Source organism: Pseudomonas sp. RSB 5.4, assembly GCF_037126175.1.
Taxonomy (GTDB): Bacteria; Pseudomonadota; Gammaproteobacteria; order Pseudomonadales; family Pseudomonadaceae; genus Aquipseudomonas; species Aquipseudomonas fluorescens_H.
On record NZ_CP146986.1, the window covers coordinates 5771282 to 5788792 of the forward strand.

The 17511-nt window shown below is 60.4% G+C and carries 17 protein-coding genes; 13 read left to right on the forward strand and 4 right to left on the reverse strand.

Annotated features, from left to right (window positions below):
- Positions 1–11 precede the first annotated feature (11 nt).
- The 3 genes from V9L13_RS25925 to ccsA all read right to left on the reverse strand — a co-directional run bounded on the left by V9L13_RS25925 (position 12) and on the right by ccsA (position 3733).
- The gene (locus tag V9L13_RS25925) at positions 12–1328 is read right to left on the reverse strand and encodes an MFS transporter (protein ID WP_338800884.1); all 1317 of its coding nucleotides are present in this window, start codon (positions 1326–1328) and stop codon (positions 12–14) included.
- A 347-nt stretch (positions 1329–1675) separates the two neighbouring features.
- Entirely contained in the window at positions 1676–2908 is a 1233-nt protein-coding gene (locus tag V9L13_RS25930; RefSeq protein WP_338800885.1) for a transporter associated domain-containing protein, read from the reverse strand.
- A 12-nt stretch (positions 2909–2920) separates the two neighbouring features.
- Positions 2921–3733 (reverse strand): cytochrome c biogenesis protein CcsA, encoded by an 813-nt coding sequence (gene ccsA / locus V9L13_RS25935; protein ID WP_338800886.1) that lies wholly within the window; start codon positions 3731–3733, stop codon positions 2921–2923.
- Positions 3734–3928: 195 nt separating this feature from the next.
- Between ccsA and ffh the strand changes: the two genes are divergently transcribed.
- The 6 genes from ffh to V9L13_RS25965 all read left to right on the forward strand — a co-directional run bounded on the left by ffh (position 3929) and on the right by V9L13_RS25965 (position 8071).
- On the forward strand, positions 3929–5305 hold the full coding sequence (gene ffh, locus V9L13_RS25940) for a signal recognition particle protein (RefSeq protein WP_003221977.1): 1377 nt from the start codon (positions 3929–3931) through the stop codon (positions 5303–5305).
- 261 nt (positions 5306–5566) lie between these two features.
- Entirely contained in the window at positions 5567–5818 is a 252-nt protein-coding gene (gene rpsP, locus V9L13_RS25945) for a 30S ribosomal protein S16 (RefSeq protein WP_003185073.1), read from the forward strand.
- 5 nt (positions 5819–5823) lie between these two features.
- Complete coding sequence (gene rimM, locus V9L13_RS25950) at positions 5824–6360, forward strand: ribosome maturation factor RimM (protein WP_003221979.1); 537 nt, start codon at positions 5824–5826, stop codon at positions 6358–6360.
- A 3-nt stretch (positions 6361–6363) separates the two neighbouring features.
- Entirely contained in the window at positions 6364–7116 is a 753-nt protein-coding gene (gene trmD, locus V9L13_RS25955) for a tRNA (guanosine(37)-N1)-methyltransferase TrmD (protein ID WP_003221981.1), read from the forward strand.
- Positions 7117–7161: 45 nt separating this feature from the next.
- The gene (rplS, locus tag V9L13_RS25960) at positions 7162–7512 is read left to right on the forward strand and encodes a 50S ribosomal protein L19 (protein WP_003175895.1); all 351 of its coding nucleotides are present in this window, start codon (positions 7162–7164) and stop codon (positions 7510–7512) included.
- Between the two features lie 145 nt (positions 7513–7657).
- A complete protein-coding gene (locus V9L13_RS25965) occupies positions 7658–8071 on the forward strand; it encodes an acyl-CoA thioesterase (protein WP_338800887.1) in 414 nt (137 codons plus the stop codon).
- Positions 8072–8189: 118 nt separating this feature from the next.
- Here V9L13_RS25965 and V9L13_RS25970 read toward each other — a convergent pair whose 3' ends face one another.
- The gene (locus tag V9L13_RS25970) at positions 8190–9998 is read right to left on the reverse strand and encodes a sodium:proton antiporter (protein ID WP_338800888.1); all 1809 of its coding nucleotides are present in this window, start codon (positions 9996–9998) and stop codon (positions 8190–8192) included.
- A 108-nt stretch (positions 9999–10106) separates the two neighbouring features.
- Between V9L13_RS25970 and xerD the strand changes: the two genes are divergently transcribed.
- The 7 genes from xerD to V9L13_RS26005 all read left to right on the forward strand — a co-directional run bounded on the left by xerD (position 10107) and on the right by V9L13_RS26005 (position 17448).
- A complete protein-coding gene (gene xerD / locus V9L13_RS25975) occupies positions 10107–11003 on the forward strand; it encodes a site-specific tyrosine recombinase XerD (RefSeq protein WP_338800889.1) in 897 nt (298 codons plus the stop codon).
- 313 nt (positions 11004–11316) lie between these two features.
- A complete protein-coding gene (dsbC, locus tag V9L13_RS25980) occupies positions 11317–12048 on the forward strand; it encodes a bifunctional protein-disulfide isomerase/oxidoreductase DsbC (RefSeq protein ID WP_003221989.1) in 732 nt (243 codons plus the stop codon).
- Positions 12049–12179: 131 nt separating this feature from the next.
- Complete coding sequence (locus V9L13_RS25985) at positions 12180–13484, forward strand: homoserine dehydrogenase (protein ID WP_003221992.1); 1305 nt, start codon at positions 12180–12182, stop codon at positions 13482–13484.
- Positions 13485–13587: 103 nt separating this feature from the next.
- A complete protein-coding gene (thrC, locus tag V9L13_RS25990) occupies positions 13588–14997 on the forward strand; it encodes a threonine synthase (protein WP_003221994.1) in 1410 nt (469 codons plus the stop codon).
- A 119-nt stretch (positions 14998–15116) separates the two neighbouring features.
- The gene (locus V9L13_RS25995; RefSeq protein WP_338800890.1) at positions 15117–16469 is read left to right on the forward strand and encodes a transporter substrate-binding domain-containing protein; all 1353 of its coding nucleotides are present in this window, start codon (positions 15117–15119) and stop codon (positions 16467–16469) included.
- A gap of 127 nt (positions 16470–16596) precedes the next feature.
- On the forward strand, positions 16597–17004 hold the full coding sequence (locus tag V9L13_RS26000) for a response regulator (protein WP_338800891.1): 408 nt from the start codon (positions 16597–16599) through the stop codon (positions 17002–17004).
- A 162-nt stretch (positions 17005–17166) separates the two neighbouring features.
- Positions 17167–17448 carry a DUF3509 domain-containing protein gene (locus V9L13_RS26005; RefSeq protein WP_003221998.1) on the forward strand — a complete coding sequence of 94 codons (282 nt, stop codon included), beginning with the start codon at positions 17167–17169 and terminating at the stop codon, positions 17446–17448.
- Positions 17449–17511 lie beyond the last annotated feature (63 nt).

Here is a 17511-nt window from a genome sequence, read left to right on the forward strand (position 1 = left end):
TTGATCTTCCGTCAGGCAACCTGATTCAGATCGTTATTGCGCGTTTCCTTCAGGCACAGCACAGCAATCAGGCTGAGCCCCGCTGCCGCCGACACATACCCGCCGACATAACTCAAACCCCCCATCGCCACCAGTTTCTGCGCGAAGAACGGGGCGGCCGAGGCGCCGACGATGCCGCCCAGGTTGTAGGCCGCCGATGCGCCGGTATAGCGCACGTGCGTCGGAAACAGTTCCGGCAACAGCGCGCCCATCGGGGCAAACGTCACGCCCATCAAGAACAGCTCGATGCACAGGAACAGCGCCACGCCCCAGGTCGAACCTTGCGTCAGCAGCGGCTCCATCAGGAATCCGGACAGGATCGCCAGCACACCACCGACGATCAGCACCGGTTTGCGCCCGTAACGGTCGCTGGCCCAGGCGGACAATGGCGTTGCCGCGGCCATGAACAGCACGGCAAAACACAGCAGTCCAAGGAACGTCTCCCGGCTGTAACCCAGTGTGGATACGCCGTAGCTCAGGGAAAACACCGTCGAGATGTAAAACAGCGCATAACACACCACCATAGCCGCCGCGCCGAGCAGGGTTGGCGCCCAGTACTGGCTGAACAGCTCGACCAGTGGCACTTTCACTCGTTCCTGACGGGCAATGGCGTTGGCGAATACCGGGGTTTCGTGGAGTTTCAGGCGCACGTACAGGCCGACCATCACCAGTACCGCACTGAGCAGAAACGGAATCCGCCAGCCCCAGCTGCGGAACTGCTCGTCGTTGAGGGTCATGGCCAGGGTCAGGAACAGCCCGTTCGCCGCGAGAAACCCAATCGACGGGCCAAGCTGCGGAAACATGCCGAACCACGCTCGTTTGCCCTTGGGCGCATTCTCCGTGGCCAGCAACGCCGCGCCACCCCATTCGCCACCCAGTCCCAGCCCCTGACCGAAACGCAGCACGCACAGCAGAATCGGTGCCCAGGCGCCAATGCTGTCGTAACCCGGCAGCACGCCGATCAGCGTGGTGCACACGCCCATCAGAAGTAGCGAAGCGACCAGTGTCGATTTGCGCCCGATGCGGTCACCGAAATGGCCGAACAGCGCCGAACCCAGCGGGCGGGCGAGGAAGGCGATGCCGAAGGTGAGAAACGCCGAAAGCATCTGCGCGGTGCCGGACGTCTGCGGAAAGAACACCGGCCCGATCACCAGTGCGGCGGCAGTGGCGTAGACGTAGAAGTCGTAGAACTCGATGGCGGTGCCGATGAAACTCGCCGTCGCCACGCGGGTGGCGGAGTTGGTCGGTTGGGCAGGCGCGGTGTCGCTGTAAGCGGTACTGGTCGTCATGCGGTGATCCCTGACAGTCATGAGCTCCGTTGGAGCGAATTATTATGGTCGAACACCCAGGGATGTGGGATCAGGCGCGAGCGCTGTTTCGAGTAGGAACAGTCGTCGGGGTGGTGCGGAAAATTACCGAAACCGTTGGCGTGCGGGGTAAGCACAGGGCTCGGCGGCGCTTGGGTAAGCGGCTCGATTATAGGAAGGGGGCTAACAATCAAACAAGAGCAAAGGGTCGCAGCCGTTGGGCTTTCTGTGCCGAGGGAGCTTGCTCCCGCTCGGGCGCGCAGCGGCCGCCAAGAGGGTGGGGGCGCTACGCAACCCAGCGGGAGCAAGCTCCCTCGCCACAACAGCGCTTAGATCTTGGCGGGCACCGAGATCGTATGCCAGATCAACACCTTGCTCACCCGGTTGTCTTCGGTCTCGAGAATTTCCAGCCGGTAGCGGCCGATCTTGAGGCACACCGCGCTGTCCGGAATGGTCTCCAGCGCTTCGGTCACCAGGCCGTTAAGGGTCTTCGGCCCGTCGCTCGGCAAGTGCCAGCCCAGGCATTTGTTCAACTCGCGGATCGACGCGGTACCGTCGATCACCATGCGCCCGTCGGGCTGTGGGTGGATGTGCGGGTTGTCGAGGCTGTGCTCGCTTTCGAATTCGCCGACGATTTCTTCGAGAATGTCTTCCAGAGTAACGATGCCCAGCACTTCGCCGTACTCGTCCACCACCATGCCTAGTCGGCGCTGCTGCTTGTGGAAGTTCAGCAGTTGCAGTTGCAGCGGGGTGCTTTCCGGGACGAAATACGGTTCGTAGCTGGCGGCCAGCAGCGCTTCGCGGGTCAGGTTGCCATCGTTGAGCAGATGGCGGATCTGCCGGGTGTTGAGCACCGCTTCGACCTGGTTGATGTCGCTGTGGAATACCGGCAGGCGTGTGCGCTTGTTCTGGCGCAGTAGTTCGATGATCTCTTCGATCGAGTCGTCAAGGTTGATACCGTCGACATCGCTGCGCGGCACCAGAATGTCGTTGACCGTGATGTTGTCCAGCGCGTGGATCCCCGAAACCGGGTGTGTGCGAGACGGGTGTTCCGGGTCGTCGTTGTGCTCAGCGGGATCTTCGTCTTCGCTCTGCTGGACCACTTGGGGCTTGCGCGCGAAGGGGCGCAGCAGCCAACCGCTGAGGCTGCTCAGCAGCCAGGCCAGCGGGTAAAGGATTTTCAGTGGAACGGTCAGCAGGGTATTGCCGAACGACAGCACCGCATCGGGATAACGCTGGGCTACGCTGCGCGGAAAGTAATCGGCAAACACCAGCAGCACGGCGCCGGCGCCCAGGCAGGCAGCCCAAGGGCCGTTCTCTTCGCAAAGAAAGATCGCCAGCAGTGTCGCGATGATCACCGCGAGCGCGCGGCACAGGGTGTTGCACAGGATCAGGCTGTCGAGCGGAAAGCTCAGCTTCGCCAGCGGCTTGTCGCTGGCACGCGAGGTCGTGCGTTGCGCCAACAGGTGCTGCTGAGCGACTTCGACGGCAGTAAACAGCCCCGACCATAAAATCAGCAGGACAAATACCGCGAGCATCGGCCCTATGGGCAAACCGTCCATTTATGCCGCCCGTCAGATGTGCAAGATGTATTCACGAACCAGTTTGCTGCCGAAATACGCCAACATCAGCAGGCAGAAACCGGCGAGGGTCCAGCGAATTGCCTTGTGGCCGCGCCAGCCGAGGCGATTGCGGCCCCACAGCAGCACGCTGAACACGATCCAGGCCAGGCACGCCAGCAAGGTCTTGTGCACCAGATGCTGGGCGAACAGGTTCTCGACGAACAGCCAGCCGGAGATCAGCGACAGCGACAGCAGCGTCCAGCCGGCCCAGAGGAAGCCGAACAACAGGCTTTCCATGGTTTGCAGCGGCGGGAAGTTCTTGATCAGGCCCGACGGGTGCTTGTGCTTGAGCTGGTGATCCTGCACCAGCAGCAACAAGGCCTGGAACACCGCGATGGTGAACATGCCGTACGCCAGGATCGACAGCAGGATGTGGGCGAGGATGCCCGGTTCCTCGTCGATGATCTGCACCGTGCCGGTCGGCGCGAACTGGGCCAGCAGCACCGTGGCCGCGCCGAGCGGAAACAGCAGCACCAAAAGGTTTTCCACCGGGATCCGCGAGCAGGCCAGCAGTGTCAGAGCGATGACGGCCGCGGCAATCAGGCTGGCGGCGCTGAAGAAGTCCAGGCCCAGGCCGATCGGCGTCAGCAGGTGCGTGAGCAGGCTGGCACTGTGGGCCAGCACGGCGAGGATGCCGAGCGTAACCAGCAGGCGCTTGTTCGCCTTGGCGCCGGAGGCCAGGCGGGTGCCCTGATAAAGGGTCGCAGCGGCATAAAGGAGAGCGGCGGCGAGCGTGGTCAGCAAACTGGGTGACAAGGGGAGCATAAATCCTGTTAGGCAGGCCCGAAAGGCGCTGAGTTTGGCATAGAACCGCCACACCACGAAAGTGCGAGGTGTCCGCCCGACGCAGTCTTCGCTATAATCCGCGACCTGCCCACGCCGCAGGCTCGCCGAGCACATGTTGAATCCGGTCTGGGCCGCCATTATCCCGGTCTACACAGGGCCTGAAAGGATCGCGCAATGTTTGAAAACTTAACCGACCGTCTCTCGCAGACGCTGCGCCATGTCACCGGCAAGGCGAAGCTGACTGAAGACAATATCAAAGACACCCTGCGCGAAGTGCGCATGGCGTTGCTCGAAGCCGACGTCGCCCTGCCGGTGGTCAAGGACTTCGTCAATTCGGTCAAGGAGCGCGCTGTCGGCACCGAGGTGTCGCGCAGCCTGACGCCGGGCCAGGCGTTCGTGAAGATCGTCCAGGCCGAACTCGAAAGCCTGATGGGCGCGGCCAACGAAGACTTGAACCTGAGCGCCGTGCCGCCCGCCGTCATTCTGATGGCAGGTCTGCAGGGTGCCGGTAAAACCACCACCGCCGGCAAACTCGCGCGCTTCCTCAAGGAGCGCAAGAAGAAGTCGGTGATGGTCGTGTCGGCGGACATCTACCGTCCTGCGGCGATCAAACAGCTGGAAACCCTGGCCAACGACATCGGCGTGACGTTCTTCCCGTCCGACCTGAGTCAGAAGCCGGTCGACATCGCGACCGCTGCTATTAAAGAAGCAAAACTGAAATTCATCGACGTGGTGATCGTCGATACCGCCGGTCGTCTGCACATCGACGAAGAGATGATGGGCGAGATCAAGGCGCTGCACGCCGCGATCAACCCGGTTGAAACCCTGTTCGTGGTCGACGCCATGACCGGTCAGGACGCGGCCAACACGGCCAAGGCCTTCGGTGATGCGCTGCCGCTGACCGGTGTGATCCTGACCAAGGTCGACGGCGATGCCCGTGGCGGTGCCGCGCTGTCGGTACGCGCGATCACCGGCAAGCCGATCAAGTTCATCGGTATGGGCGAGAAGAGCGAAGCGCTCGATCCGTTCCACCCTGAGCGTATCGCTTCGCGGATCCTCGGCATGGGCGACGTGCTCAGCCTGATCGAACAGGCTGAAGCGACCCTCGACAAGGACAAGGCCGACAAACTGGCCAAGAAGCTGAAAAAGGGCAAGGGCTTCGACCTCGAAGACTTCCGCGATCAGCTGCAACAGATGAAGAACATGGGCGGCCTCGGCGGGCTCATGGACAAACTGCCGAGCATTGGCGGCGTCAACCTGTCGCAGATGGGCAATGCCCAGAACGCGGCAGAGAAGCAGTTCAAGCAGATGGAAGCCATCATCAACTCCATGACCCCGGCCGAGCGCCGCGACCCTGAGCTGATCAGCGGTTCGCGCAAACGCCGGATCGCCATGGGTTCCGGCACTCAGGTGCAGGACATCGGCCGCTTGATCAAGCAGCACAAGCAGATGCAGAAGATGATGAAGAAATTCACCGCCAAAGGCGGAATGGCGAAAATGATGCGCGGCATGGGCGGTATGTTGCCCGGCGGCGGCATGCCGAAAATGTGATTCAGGACACTAAGACTTCGCCGGTCGTCGCACCGGCGCAGACCCTGCAAGGACGCAGGATCAACAGCAAACCCGCACTCGGCGGGAGCTGACTGGCCGTTTTCATCGACGGCTCTATATGCAAATCCGCACGGCATGCCATAGGCGCCGGAAAAAGTCATTTGCAAAAGTCCGGATATTCCTTAGAATATGCGGCCTTTCGGGCACCCATGCCCGCTGTGCATTTAGATTTGCAGCACCGACTACAGGAACGATGTTCACATGCTAACAATCCGTCTTGCCCTTGGCGGCTCCAAAAAGCGCCCGTTTTACCACCTGACCGTAACCGACTCGCGTAACCCGCGTGACGGCTCCCACAAAGAGCAGGTTGGCTTCTTCAACCCTGTTGCCCGTGGTCAGGAAATCCGTCTGTCCGTGAACCAAGAGCGCGTAGCCTACTGGCTGAGCGTTGGTGCACAGCCTTCTGAGCGTGTTGCTCAGTTGCTGAAGGAATCTGCCAAGGCTGCAGCCTGAGCAGTATGAGCGCGACGCCAGAAAAAGCTGATGACCTGATCGTTGTCGGCAAGATTTTTTCGGTTCACGGCGTTCGCGGCGAGGTGAAGGTCTTTTCCTTTACCGATCCGATTGAAAACCTGTTGGACTACCGCAACTGGACGCTTCGGCGCGAAGGCGTGGTGAAACAGGTCGAGCTGGTCAGCGGCCGATCCACTCAAAAGGATCTGGTTGCCAAGCTCAAAGGCCTCGACGATCGCGATGAAGCCCGTCTTCTGAGCGGTTATGAGATCTGCATCTCGCGAAGCCTTTTGCCCAACCTGACAGGCGACGAGTACTACTGGTACCAGTTGCAGGGTCTGAGCGTCATCAACCAGGACGAGCAATTGTTCGGCAAGGTTGATCACCTGTTGGAGACCGGCGCGAACGATGTATTGGTGGTCAAGCCCTGCGCGGGCAGCCTGGATGATCGCGAGCGGTTGTTGCCCTATACAGAGCAATGCGTGCTGGCCATCGACCTGGATGCAGGCGTGATGCGGGTGGAATGGGACGCGGACTTCTAAGCAATGGCCAGCCTGCGCGTAGACGTCATTACGCTGTTCCCCGAGATGTTCTCGGCCATCAGTGAGTACGGCATTACCAGTCGTGCGGTCAAACAGGGGCTGTTGCAGCTGACCTGTTGGAATCCGCGGGATTACACGACGGATCGGCATCACACTGTGGACGATCGCCCGTTTGGCGGTGGTCCGGGCATGGTGATGAAGATCAAGCCCCTGGAAGATGCTCTGGTTCAGGCCAAGGCAGCAGCCGGGGAGGCGGCGAAGGTGATTTACCTGTCCCCCCAAGGCCGTCAACTGACTCAGTCGGCGGTACGCGAGTTGGCAAAATCGGATGCATTGATCCTGATTGCCGGCCGCTATGAAGGCATTGACGAGCGCTTTATTGAGGCTCATGTCGATGAAGAGTGGTCGATTGGTGACTATGTACTGTCTGGCGGCGAGCTGCCGGCCATGGTCATGATCGATGCGGTTACACGACTGCTGCCCGGAGCTTTAGGGCATGCGGATTCCGCTGAGGAAGATTCCTTTACGGATGGTCTGCTGGATTGCCCGCACTACACCCGACCTGAGGTGTATGCGGATCAGCGTGTTCCCGACGTGTTGCTAAGTGGCAATCACGCGCATATCCGGCGTTGGCGTTTACAGCAGTCCCTTGGTAGGACCTATGAACGACGCGCCGATCTTCTGGAAAGCCGCTCGCTTTCTGGAGAAGAGAAGAAGCTGCTCGAGGAATACATCCGCGAGCGGGACGATAGTTAACAACGTATCGATGGTAGATCAGTTGATTTACCTTAGGAGCACAGCATGACCAACAAAATCATCCTTGCACTCGAAGCAGAGCAGATGACCAAAGAAATCCCTACCTTTGCCCCAGGCGACACCATTGTCGTTCAGGTGAAAGTGAAGGAAGGCGATCGTTCCCGTCTGCAAGCGTTCGAAGGCGTTGTAATCGCCAAGCGTAACCGCGGCGTGAACAGTGCGTTCACCGTTCGTAAAATCTCCAACGGTGTTGGCGTAGAACGTACTTTCCAGACCTACTCCCCGCAGATCGACAGCATGGCTGTTAAACGTCGCGGTGACGTACGTAAAGCCAAGCTGTACTATCTGCGCGACCTGTCGGGTAAAGCAGCTCGCATCAAGGAAAAACTGGCTTAAGTCCAGCTTCCGATGCAGAAAAAAGCAGCCTACGGGCTGCTTTTTTGTTGCCTGCAATAAACTGCCCCCACTGTAGGAGCTGCCGAAGGCTGCGATCTTTTGATCTTGCTTGTGTTTCGGGAGCCAGAAATCAGAGCCATTCTTCATGACCACCCGTGACCAGGAAATCGAACGCCGCACCGAACTCTCGGTGACCCGCGTGACCAAAGCCGTCTTCCCGCCGACCACCAACCACCACAACACCCTGTTCGGCGGCACCGCGCTGGCGTGGATGGACGAAGTGTCGTTCATCACCGCCACGCGTTTCTGCCGTTTGCCGCTGGTGACCGTGTCCACCGACCGCATCGACTTCAATCACGCGATCCCGGCCGGCTCCATCGTCGAACTGGTGGGCAGGGTGATCAAAGTGGGTAACACCAGCCTCAAGGTCGAGGTGGAAGTGTTCGTCGAGAGCATGAGCTGTGACGGGCGCGAGAAGGCGATCCATGGGCAGTTCAGCTTTGTGGCCATCGACGATGACAAGCGGCCGGTGCCGGTGCTGCCCGGATTTTCTGCCTGATCTGTAACCGAGTCGCGGCCTTCGCGAGCAAGCCCGCTCCCACAGGTTTTGTGTCGTCTACAACGTTTATGTACGACACGGACATTGTGGGAGCGGGCTTGCTCGCGAAGGCGTCAGCTCAGGCGCTGCTGCTCTCAGGCTGAATCAACGCCAACAGCGTCCACCCTGATCCCGGTTTCAAAGCAGTCTCCGGCGTCACCACATGCACCCAGCCGCTGTCATCGCGCATGAACAGCAGGGTCGCCCGACTGCCATGCAATGCCTGGTAGTCCTCCCAGCCAAAACCGTCCGTCAGCGTTGTGCTGTACAACTCGGCGCCATTGCTGATCAGACTGGCCAGCTTGGCATAGGTCAGCGCCTCGCTCCCCAGCTGATTGCCGCGATGCTCGAGACTCGCCCGGTGCTTGTCGCTGCGACGACTTTCCTGACCGCTGGCCAGGCCAAATAGACGCTGATGACCGAAGTCATGGCGAAAGCGCATCGCCGCCAAAGTATTCAGCTCGCCTGAAGGCGACAGCGCCAGCAAGTGCCCCAACCCCACCAGATCCAGATGCGCATCGGCATGCTGCGAAGCCGGGTTACCAAAATAGGTCGGCAACCCCTCCATGCGCGCCGCACGAATGTTCTCCCAGCTCGAATCGGTCAACAGCACCCGGCTGCCCAATTGCTGCAACGACTTGCCCAACAGACGCGCCGGGCCGTTTGCTCCAACGATCAGGAAGCCGCTCGGCGCGGGTTCCGCCACGTTCAGCAAGCGCGCCAAGGGGCGTGCTGTTGCGCTTTGCAGCACCACGGTGCCGATGATCACCGCGAAAGTCAGCGGCACCAGTAGCAGCGCACCTTCGTGCCCGGCTTGATCCAGACGAATCGCGAAAATCGCCGAGACCGCCGCCGCCACGATCCCGCGCGGGGCGATCCAGCACAGCAGGGCGCGTTCACGCCAGCTCAGGCTGGAGCCGGCAGTGCTCAACAGCACGTTCAGCGGGCGCGCGATCAGTTGAATCACCAGCAGCAGAATCAGCACCAACGGCCCGAGGCCGATCAGGGCATGCAGATCCAGCCGCGCCGCCAGCAGAATGAACAACCCGGAAATCAGCAGTACGCTGAGGTTTTCCTTGAAGTGCAGGATGTGCCGCACATCCACGCCCTTCATGTTCGCCAGCCACATGCCCATCAGCGTCACCGCGAGCAGGCCGGACTCGTGCATCACCTGATTGGACGCAATGAAGATCCCCAACACCGCCGCCAGCGAGGCGAGGTTATGCAGGTATTCCGGCAGCCATTGGCGCCGGATGACGGTGCCCAGCACCCAGCCGCCGACCACCCCGAATACGCTGCCGCAGACAATCACGCCGCCGAAGGTCAGCAGACTCTGTTCGAGGCCGTTGCCCTCGGAGCGGGCAATGATGAAGCTGTAGACCACCACCGCGAGCAGGGCACCGATCGGGTCGATGACGATGCCTTCCCAGCGCAGGATGTTGGCGATCGAGGCTTTCGGCCGCACCACCCGCAACATCGGCACGATCACCGTCGGCCCGGTCACCAGCGTCAGGCTGCCGAACAGAATCGCCAGCAACCAGTCGAAGCCGAGCAGGAAATGGGTCGCGACGGCAATCACCACCCAGGTCGTGAGTGCGCCGAGGGTCACCAGCCGATGCACGACGCTGCCGATTTCGCGCCATTCCGACAGATGCAGGGTCAGGCTGCCCTCAAACAGGATCAACGCCACCGCCAGCGACACCAGCGGCATCAGCAGCGGGCCGAACATTTCCTGCGGATCGAGCCAGCCCAGTACCGGGCCTGCGAGAATCCCGGTCAGCAACAGAAACAGAATCGCCGGCAGCTTCAGGCGCCACGCCAGCCACTGGCAACCCAGCGCCGCGGCGCCGATCCCGCCAAATGCCAAGAGAATTTGCTGCTCGTTCATTGAAGCTCCCTGTTCCTTGAAATTGCGGGCTATGAAAGACTAGCGGCCATTCCTACAGTTCACTCTACATTTGCGCGCAGCCCTGGAGGTTGCGTGTCTTGAGCGCCCATGCCTGCCATCGACCATCCACTGATTGACCAATTCCTCGACGCCCTGTGGCTGGAAAAAGGTCTGTCCGACAACACCCGCGGCGCCTACCGCAGCGATCTGGCGCTGTTCAACGGCTGGCTGCAGGAGAAAAACCTCGAGCTGATCAATGCCGGTCGCGAGTTGATCCTCGATCACCTGTCCTGGCGCCTGGAGCAGAACTACAAACCCCGTTCCACCGCCAGATTTCTTTCCGGTGTGCGTGGCTTTTATCGCTATCTGCTGCGGGAAAAACTGATTACGGTCGATCCGACCTTGCGCGTCGACATGCCGCAACTGGGCAGGCCGCTGCCCAAATCGTTGTCGGAAGCTGACGTCGAAGCGCTGCTCAAAGCGCCGGATCTGAGTGAAGCCATCGGCCAGCGTGACCGCGCCATGCTTGAAGTGCTGTACGCCTGCGGCTTGCGGGTGACCGAACTGGTGAGCCTGACCCTGGAGCAGGTCAATCTGCGTCAGGGCGTGTTGCGGGTGATGGGCAAGGGCAGCAAGGAGCGGCTGGTGCCGATGGGCGAAGAGGCGATCGTCTGGATCGACCGCTATATGCGCGATGGCCGCAGCGAGCTGCTCGGCGGGCGCCCCAGCGATGTGCTGTTCCCCAGCCAGCGCGGCGAGCAGATGACCCGCCAGACCTTCTGGCACCGGATCAAGCATTGGGCCAAGGTCGCCGGGATCGGCAAATCGCTGTCGCCGCACACCCTGCGTCATGCGTTCGCCACGCACCTGCTCAACCACGGCGCCGACCTGCGGGTGGTGCAGATGCTGCTCGGCCACAGTGATTTGTCGACCACGCAGATCTACACCCATGTGGCGCGTGCCCGCTTGCAGGACCTGCACGCCAAACATCACCCAAGAGGCTGATGCAACCTTCAATGTTGGAGTAATTTCCTGTGGCGAGGGGATTCATCCCCGATGGGCTGCGCAGCAGCCCCAAAAACTTTGGGTTTAATAAAAATACCAAAGTATCCATTTACGACCGCAGCGCCTGCATCGGGGATAAATCCCCTCACCACAATAATGTGTGCCAGTCAGCCTTGAGTGTCTTGTGTCAGGCGCATTCGGCCATGCGAGCCTTATGTGGTAGGCTTTGCCGGTTTGCACGATGGACGGTTATGACCCGGTGTTCCGGCTCGGGCGTTCTGACCGTTTCATTTGTCCGCCTTCAGGAGTTCTCATGCGTCTGACCCAGATTTTCGCCGCCGCCGCCATTGCGTTGGTCAGCACCTTTGCCGTCGCCGATGACGCGGCCGACAAAGCCATTCGTCAAAGCCTGGAAAAACTCGAACTCGAGGTTCCGGTAGAAAGCATCAGCGCCAGCCCGTTGCCGGGCATGTATGAAGTCAAGCTCAAGGGCAGCCGCGTGCTGTACGCCAGCGCCGACGGCCAGTACATCGTTCAGGGCTACCTGTTCCAGCTCAAGGACGGCAAACCGGTCAACCTGACCGAGAAAGCCGAACGCGCGGGTATTTCCAAACTGATCAATGCCATTCCGGTGGCCGAAACCGTGGTGTATCCGGCCGTGGGCGAGACCAAATCGCACATCACCGTGTTCACCGACACCACCTGCCCGTACTGCCACAAGCTGCACGCCGAAGTGCCTGAGCTGAACAAGCGCGGCATCGAAGTGCGTTATGTAGCGTTCCCGCGTCAGGGCCTCGGCTCGCCGGGTGACGAGCAGCTGCAAGCGGTCTGGTGCTCGGCAGACAAGAAAGCGGCCATGGACAAAATGGTCGATGGCAAGGAAATCAAGGCCGCCAAGTGCGATAACCCGGTTTCCAAGCAATTCGCTTTGGGTCAGTCGATCGGCGTGAACGGTACACCGGCCATCGTTTTGGCCGACGGACAGGTCATTCCGGGCTACCAGCCGGCGCCACAAGTCGCCAAACTGGCGCTGGGCGCCAAGTAATTCGCATCGTCACGGTCAGCCTTTGACGATCATGGTCCGGCGGTAACTTCGCCGGGCCATTAATAGAGAGCCGCGAACACGCGGTTGTTTTCCGGCCGACCTTGCGTCGGCCGTTTCATGGGGAGTTCACAGTGAATCCGGTCAAAGTAGGCATCTGTGGGTTAGGGACCGTCGGTGGCGGTACCTTCAACGTACTTCAGCGCAACGCCGAGGAAATTGCTCGTCGTGCCGGGCGTGGGATCGAAGTGGCACAAATTGCCACGCGCACGCCAAAGCCTCAGTTCCAGACGACCGGTATTGCGATTACCAACGATGTCTTCGAAGTGGCCACGAACCCTGAGATCGACATCGTCATAGAGCTGATGGGCGGCTACACCGTTGCCCGCGAGCTGGTACTCAAGGCCATCGAGAATGGCAAGCATGTGGTCACCGCGAACAAGGCACTGATTGCCGTTCACGGTAATGAAATTTTCGCCAAGGCACGCGAGAAAGGCGTGATCGTGGCGTTTGAAGCGGCCGTGGCCGGTGGCATTCCGGTGATCAAGGCGATCCGTGAAGGCCTGTCCGCCAACCGCATCAACTGGGTCGCCGGGATCATCAACGGCACCGGCAACTTCATCCTCACCGAAATGCGCGAGAAGGGTCGCACCTTCGAAGACGTGCTGGCCGAAGCGCAAGCGCTGGGCTACGCCGAAGCCGATCCGACCTTCGACGTCGAAGGCATCGACGCAGCGCACAAGCTGACGATTCTGGCGTCGATCGCGTTCGGCATTCCGCTGCAATTCGACAAGGCTTACACCGAAGGCATCACCAAACTGACCACCGCCGACGTGAACTACGCCGAAGCGCTGGGCTACCGCATCAAGCACCTCGGCGTGGCGCGCAGCACTGCGGCCGGCATCGAGTTGCGTGTACACCCGACGCTGATCCCGGCGGATCGTCTGATCGCCAACGTCAACGGCGTGATGAACGCCGTGATGGTCAACGGTGACGCCGCCGGTTCGACGCTGTTCTACGGTGCCGGTGCGGGCATGGAGCCGACCGCTTCGTCGGTGATCGCCGACCTGGTGGACGTGGTTCGCGCCATGACGTCCGATCCGGAAAACCGCGTGCCGCACCTGGCCTTCCAGCCGGACTCGCTGTCGGCGCATCCGATCCTGCCGATCGAAGCCTGCGAAAGCGCCTACTACCTGCGCATCCAGGCCAAGGACCATCCGGGCGTACTGGCTCAGGTGGCGAGCATCCTCTCGGAGCGCGGCATCAACATCGAGTCGATCATGCAGAAGGAAGTCGAGGAACACGACGGTCTGGTGCCGATGATCCTGCTGACCCACCGCGTGCTGGAACAGCACATGAACGATGCGATTGCCGCTCTGGAAGCCTTGGCCGGCGTCAACGGTCCGGTTGTGCGGATCCGCGTCGAGCACCTTAACTAAGCAGCGGCAAGCTACGAGCGGCAAGCGGCAAGCTAGAGGCCAGTGACACTCAGCTTGCAGCTTGAAGCTTGAAGCTCGCAGCTCAAACCGAAGGTTTGAAAACATGCGTTATATCAGTACCCGCGGCCAGGCACCGGCCCTGAATTTCGAAGACGTCCTGCTGGCCGGTCTGGCCACTGACGGCGGTCTGTACGTCCCGGAAAACCTGCCACGTTTCACCCAGGAAGAAATTGCCTCCTGGGCCGGACTGCCGTATCACGAGCTGGCTTTCCGCGTCATGCGCCCGTTCGTCACCGGCAGCATTCCTGACGCCGATTTCAAAAAGATCCTCGAAGAAACCTACGGTGTGTTCTCGCACAGCGCCGTTGCCCCGCTGCGTCAGCTGAACGGCAACGAATGGGTGCTCGAGCTGTTCCACGGCCCGACCCTGGCGTTCAAGGACTTCGCCCTGCAACTGCTCGGTCGGCTGCTCGATTACGTGCTGGAAAAGCGCGGCGAGCGCGTGGTGATCGTCGGCGCCACCTCGGGTGACACCGGTTCGGCCGCCATCGAAGGCTGCAAGCATTGCGAAAACGTCGACATCTTCATCCTGCACCCGCACAACCGTGTGTCCGAAGTGCAGCGTCGGCAGATGACCACCATCCTCGGTGAGAACATCCACAACATCGCCATCGAAGGCAACTTCGATGACTGCCAGGAAATGGTCAAGAACAGCTTCGCCGACCAGAGCTTCCTCAAGGGCACGCGCCTGGTCGCGGTGAACTCGATCAACTGGGCGCGGATCATGGCCCAGATCGTTTACTACTTCCACGCAGCCCTGCAGTTGGGCGGCCCGGCACGTTCGGTGGCGTTCTCGGTACCGACCGGCAACTTCGGCGACATCTTCGCCGGTTACCTGGCACGCAACATGGGCCTGCCGATCAACCAGTTGATCGTCGCCACCAACCGCAACGACATCCTGCACCGCTTCATGAGCGGCAACCAGTACGTCAAGGAAACCCTGCACGCCACGCTGTCGCCGTCGATGGACATCATGGTCTCGTCGAACTTCGAACGCCTGCTGTTCGACCTGCACGGTCGCAACGGTGCGGCGATTGCCGGTTTGATGGATTCGTTCAAGCAGGGTGGCGGTTTCAGCGTCGAGCAAGAGCGCTGGACTGAAGCCCGCAAGCTGTTCGACTCGCTGGCCGTGGACGATGCGCAAACCTGCGAAACCATTGCCGAAGTCTACGCGCAGTGCGGCGAAGTGCTGGATCCCCACACCGCCATCGGCGTCAAGGCCGCACGCGAATGCCGTCGCAGTCTGGACATCCCGATGGTGATCCTGGGCACGGCGCATCCGGTGAAGTTCCCGGATGCCGTAGAGAAAGCAGGTGTAGGAAAAGCTCTCGAACTGCCTGCACATCTTTCTGATTTGTTTGAGCGAAACGAGCGCTGCACCGTTTTGCCAAACGAACTGAAAGCCGTACAGGCCTTTGTCAGCCAGCATGGCAACCGCGGCAAGCCGCTGTAAGTCGAAAAAGCTGTCACATTTTGAAGCCCGTCTCCTGACGGGCTTTTTTGTTTCTGCTGCCACACTGCTCGGGTTTTCGCCCATGAAGGACGGGTGAGTCGATCACGAAGGAAGTGGCAATGCTGTTTGAAAGAGGATGGAAACACACCCTGAAGCGGGTACTTCTGTTGTGCCTGTTGTGGGGTTGGCGCGTGGGTGCGGCGGCGCACCTGGCGCATGATGAAGAGCAGTTGAACATCGGCACCGTGGTGCTGGATGAGGAAGAGCTGCAATGGATCCGGGATAACCCGACGGTGATCGTGGCAGCGGAGCAATACCCGTTGTACCTGTTCCTGGATGAGCACGGTCACTGGAGTGGCCTTAACAGTGATGTGCTCAAACGCATCAGTGCCATGACCGGATTACAGTTCATCTACCGGGAATCCTTCTCGACCGCGCAGATGCTCGAGCGCCTGGAAACCGGTGCAGCGGACATGAGCACGACCCTGGCGATGAATGATGAGCGCCGTTTGAGTCTGGATTTCAGCCATGCCTTTGGTGGTGCCGGCTGGGTGTTCGTCGGCCGTGCCGGCGAACCCGGTCTGGAATCGTTGGAGCAGTTGGCCAAACGGGTGCTGGTATTACCTGGCCGGCACGCGCTGGAGGGGATGATCCGGCGCGATTATCCGTCCATCGAATTACGTTCGGTCAAAACCTATGCCGAGGCGCGGGCGTTGGTCGAGAGCGGCGAAGCCTATGCCACCATCGAAAACGAGATCGGCGCGCAACTCTACCCTTCGGGCCTGCTGCAGGTCGGCGAACTGCTGGAGGGCAAGTGGGAGGCCGATCTTCTGGCGGTGCGCAGAGGCCAGCCGCAATTGCTGAGCATTCTGAACAAGGCTCTGGAAGCATTCCCGGCCTCAGAGCTACGAGCCATTCGCCTGAAATGGCTGGGCGGCATCGGCCCGAAGCCGGCCGCCGCCGGTTGGCAGCACTGGCTCCGATCGAGCTGCTGGGGCGTGGTTCTGGTCGGGGGCTTTTGTGTGATGTCGCTGTTATGGAATCGGCGAATGGCGGCTGTGATCAAACAGCATCGAGACGTGCAAAGCGAACTCGGCGATCAGTTGGTGTTCCAGCGTGCGTTGATTGATGCCATGCCTGATCCGGTGTTCGTTCGAGACCTGGAGGGGCGCCTGATTCTGTGCAACAAAAGTTATGAAGAGGCGTTGTCGATTCGCTTTGAGCAGGTGAAAGGATGCCGCTTGATCGACGTCGATGCGCTACCGCGAGCCACCGCCGGGATACTGCATGATGAGTTCATGATTCAGTTGAGGACACGCAGAACCCGCTTCAGTAGACGCCGCCTGCAATTCAATAATGGCAATCGGGAAATCTACCAGTGGACCGTGCCGTTCTACAGCGCGAAAGGCGAATTGCGAGGCCTGCTCGGCGGCTGGACGGATATCACTCAGCGCGACGCAACAACGGTATGACATCGCAGTGATACAGGGAAATTTCCTATGTCACGCGCCTCCTTTTCCGATGGGGGACTGAAGGAGGCTGCCCTAAAGTGGGCGGCAACTGCGGACAAATCCGCGATTGCCGTTTCCGAGGTCGCCCATGCGCTCGCTCAAAGTCCTGATTCTAGAACCTGATCCTTATCGAATGATGGCGTTGCACCAGATGCTCAACGCGGTCGGCATCTATGACGTACTGACGGCGCCGTCGCTGTCTTCGGCGCGCTGTTCGCTGGAGCGTCGTACCCGGGTCGACATCGCGATCTGCGATCCGCAACTGGAAGGCGGGGAAGGCCTGGCACTGATCCGGCATCTGGCGGCCCGACGGGAGGCCAGCGCCGTCATCCTGCTGGGGCGGATGGCACCGGGTCTGCTGAGCGATCTCGAAAGCATGCTGCACGCTCAGGACCTGAAGCTGCTGGGGCGCTTGCAGACGCCGGTCTCGGCGGTACTGATGCGCGGGCTGCTGGACAGCTACCTGCAAACGGCAGCCCATCCGTCGGATGCCTGAACCGACGGTTTTGTTTCTGTCATCTTCACCGTGCATTCTTTGACAGACCGCTAACTGCTCCGGGAGCAGCGCGGTATTCAGAACTTTCTTCTCGGGCGGGTGGTCATTTATTGTGAACACGCCCCAGGCACAATGTTTTCGGACTATTGAGTGGAGATCGAGATGGAAAGTATCAGTCTATTGCTCGGTGAGGCTCTGAGCCCGTATCAGGTCACGTTGACTCCGTGTGGCGCCCATGGCGAATGCCTGGTGACGCTGAAGAACAGCAACGGGGCCATCGTGGTGGAGCGCGAATTCAATCAGGCGCAATTGACCGACAAGCGCCTGCTGACCGATGTGGTCGACGGTTTGCACCGTGATGTGCTGATCGCCGAAGGTCGACTGGAGCCCTGTGTGATCGCGGCTTTGCGCAATGCAGCGCTGGATAAGCGCGCGGCACTGTAAAGATGAAATATTTTTTGTGGGAACCTTCCTGCACTCCCGTCAGTCAGACCCCATAACAGCAGG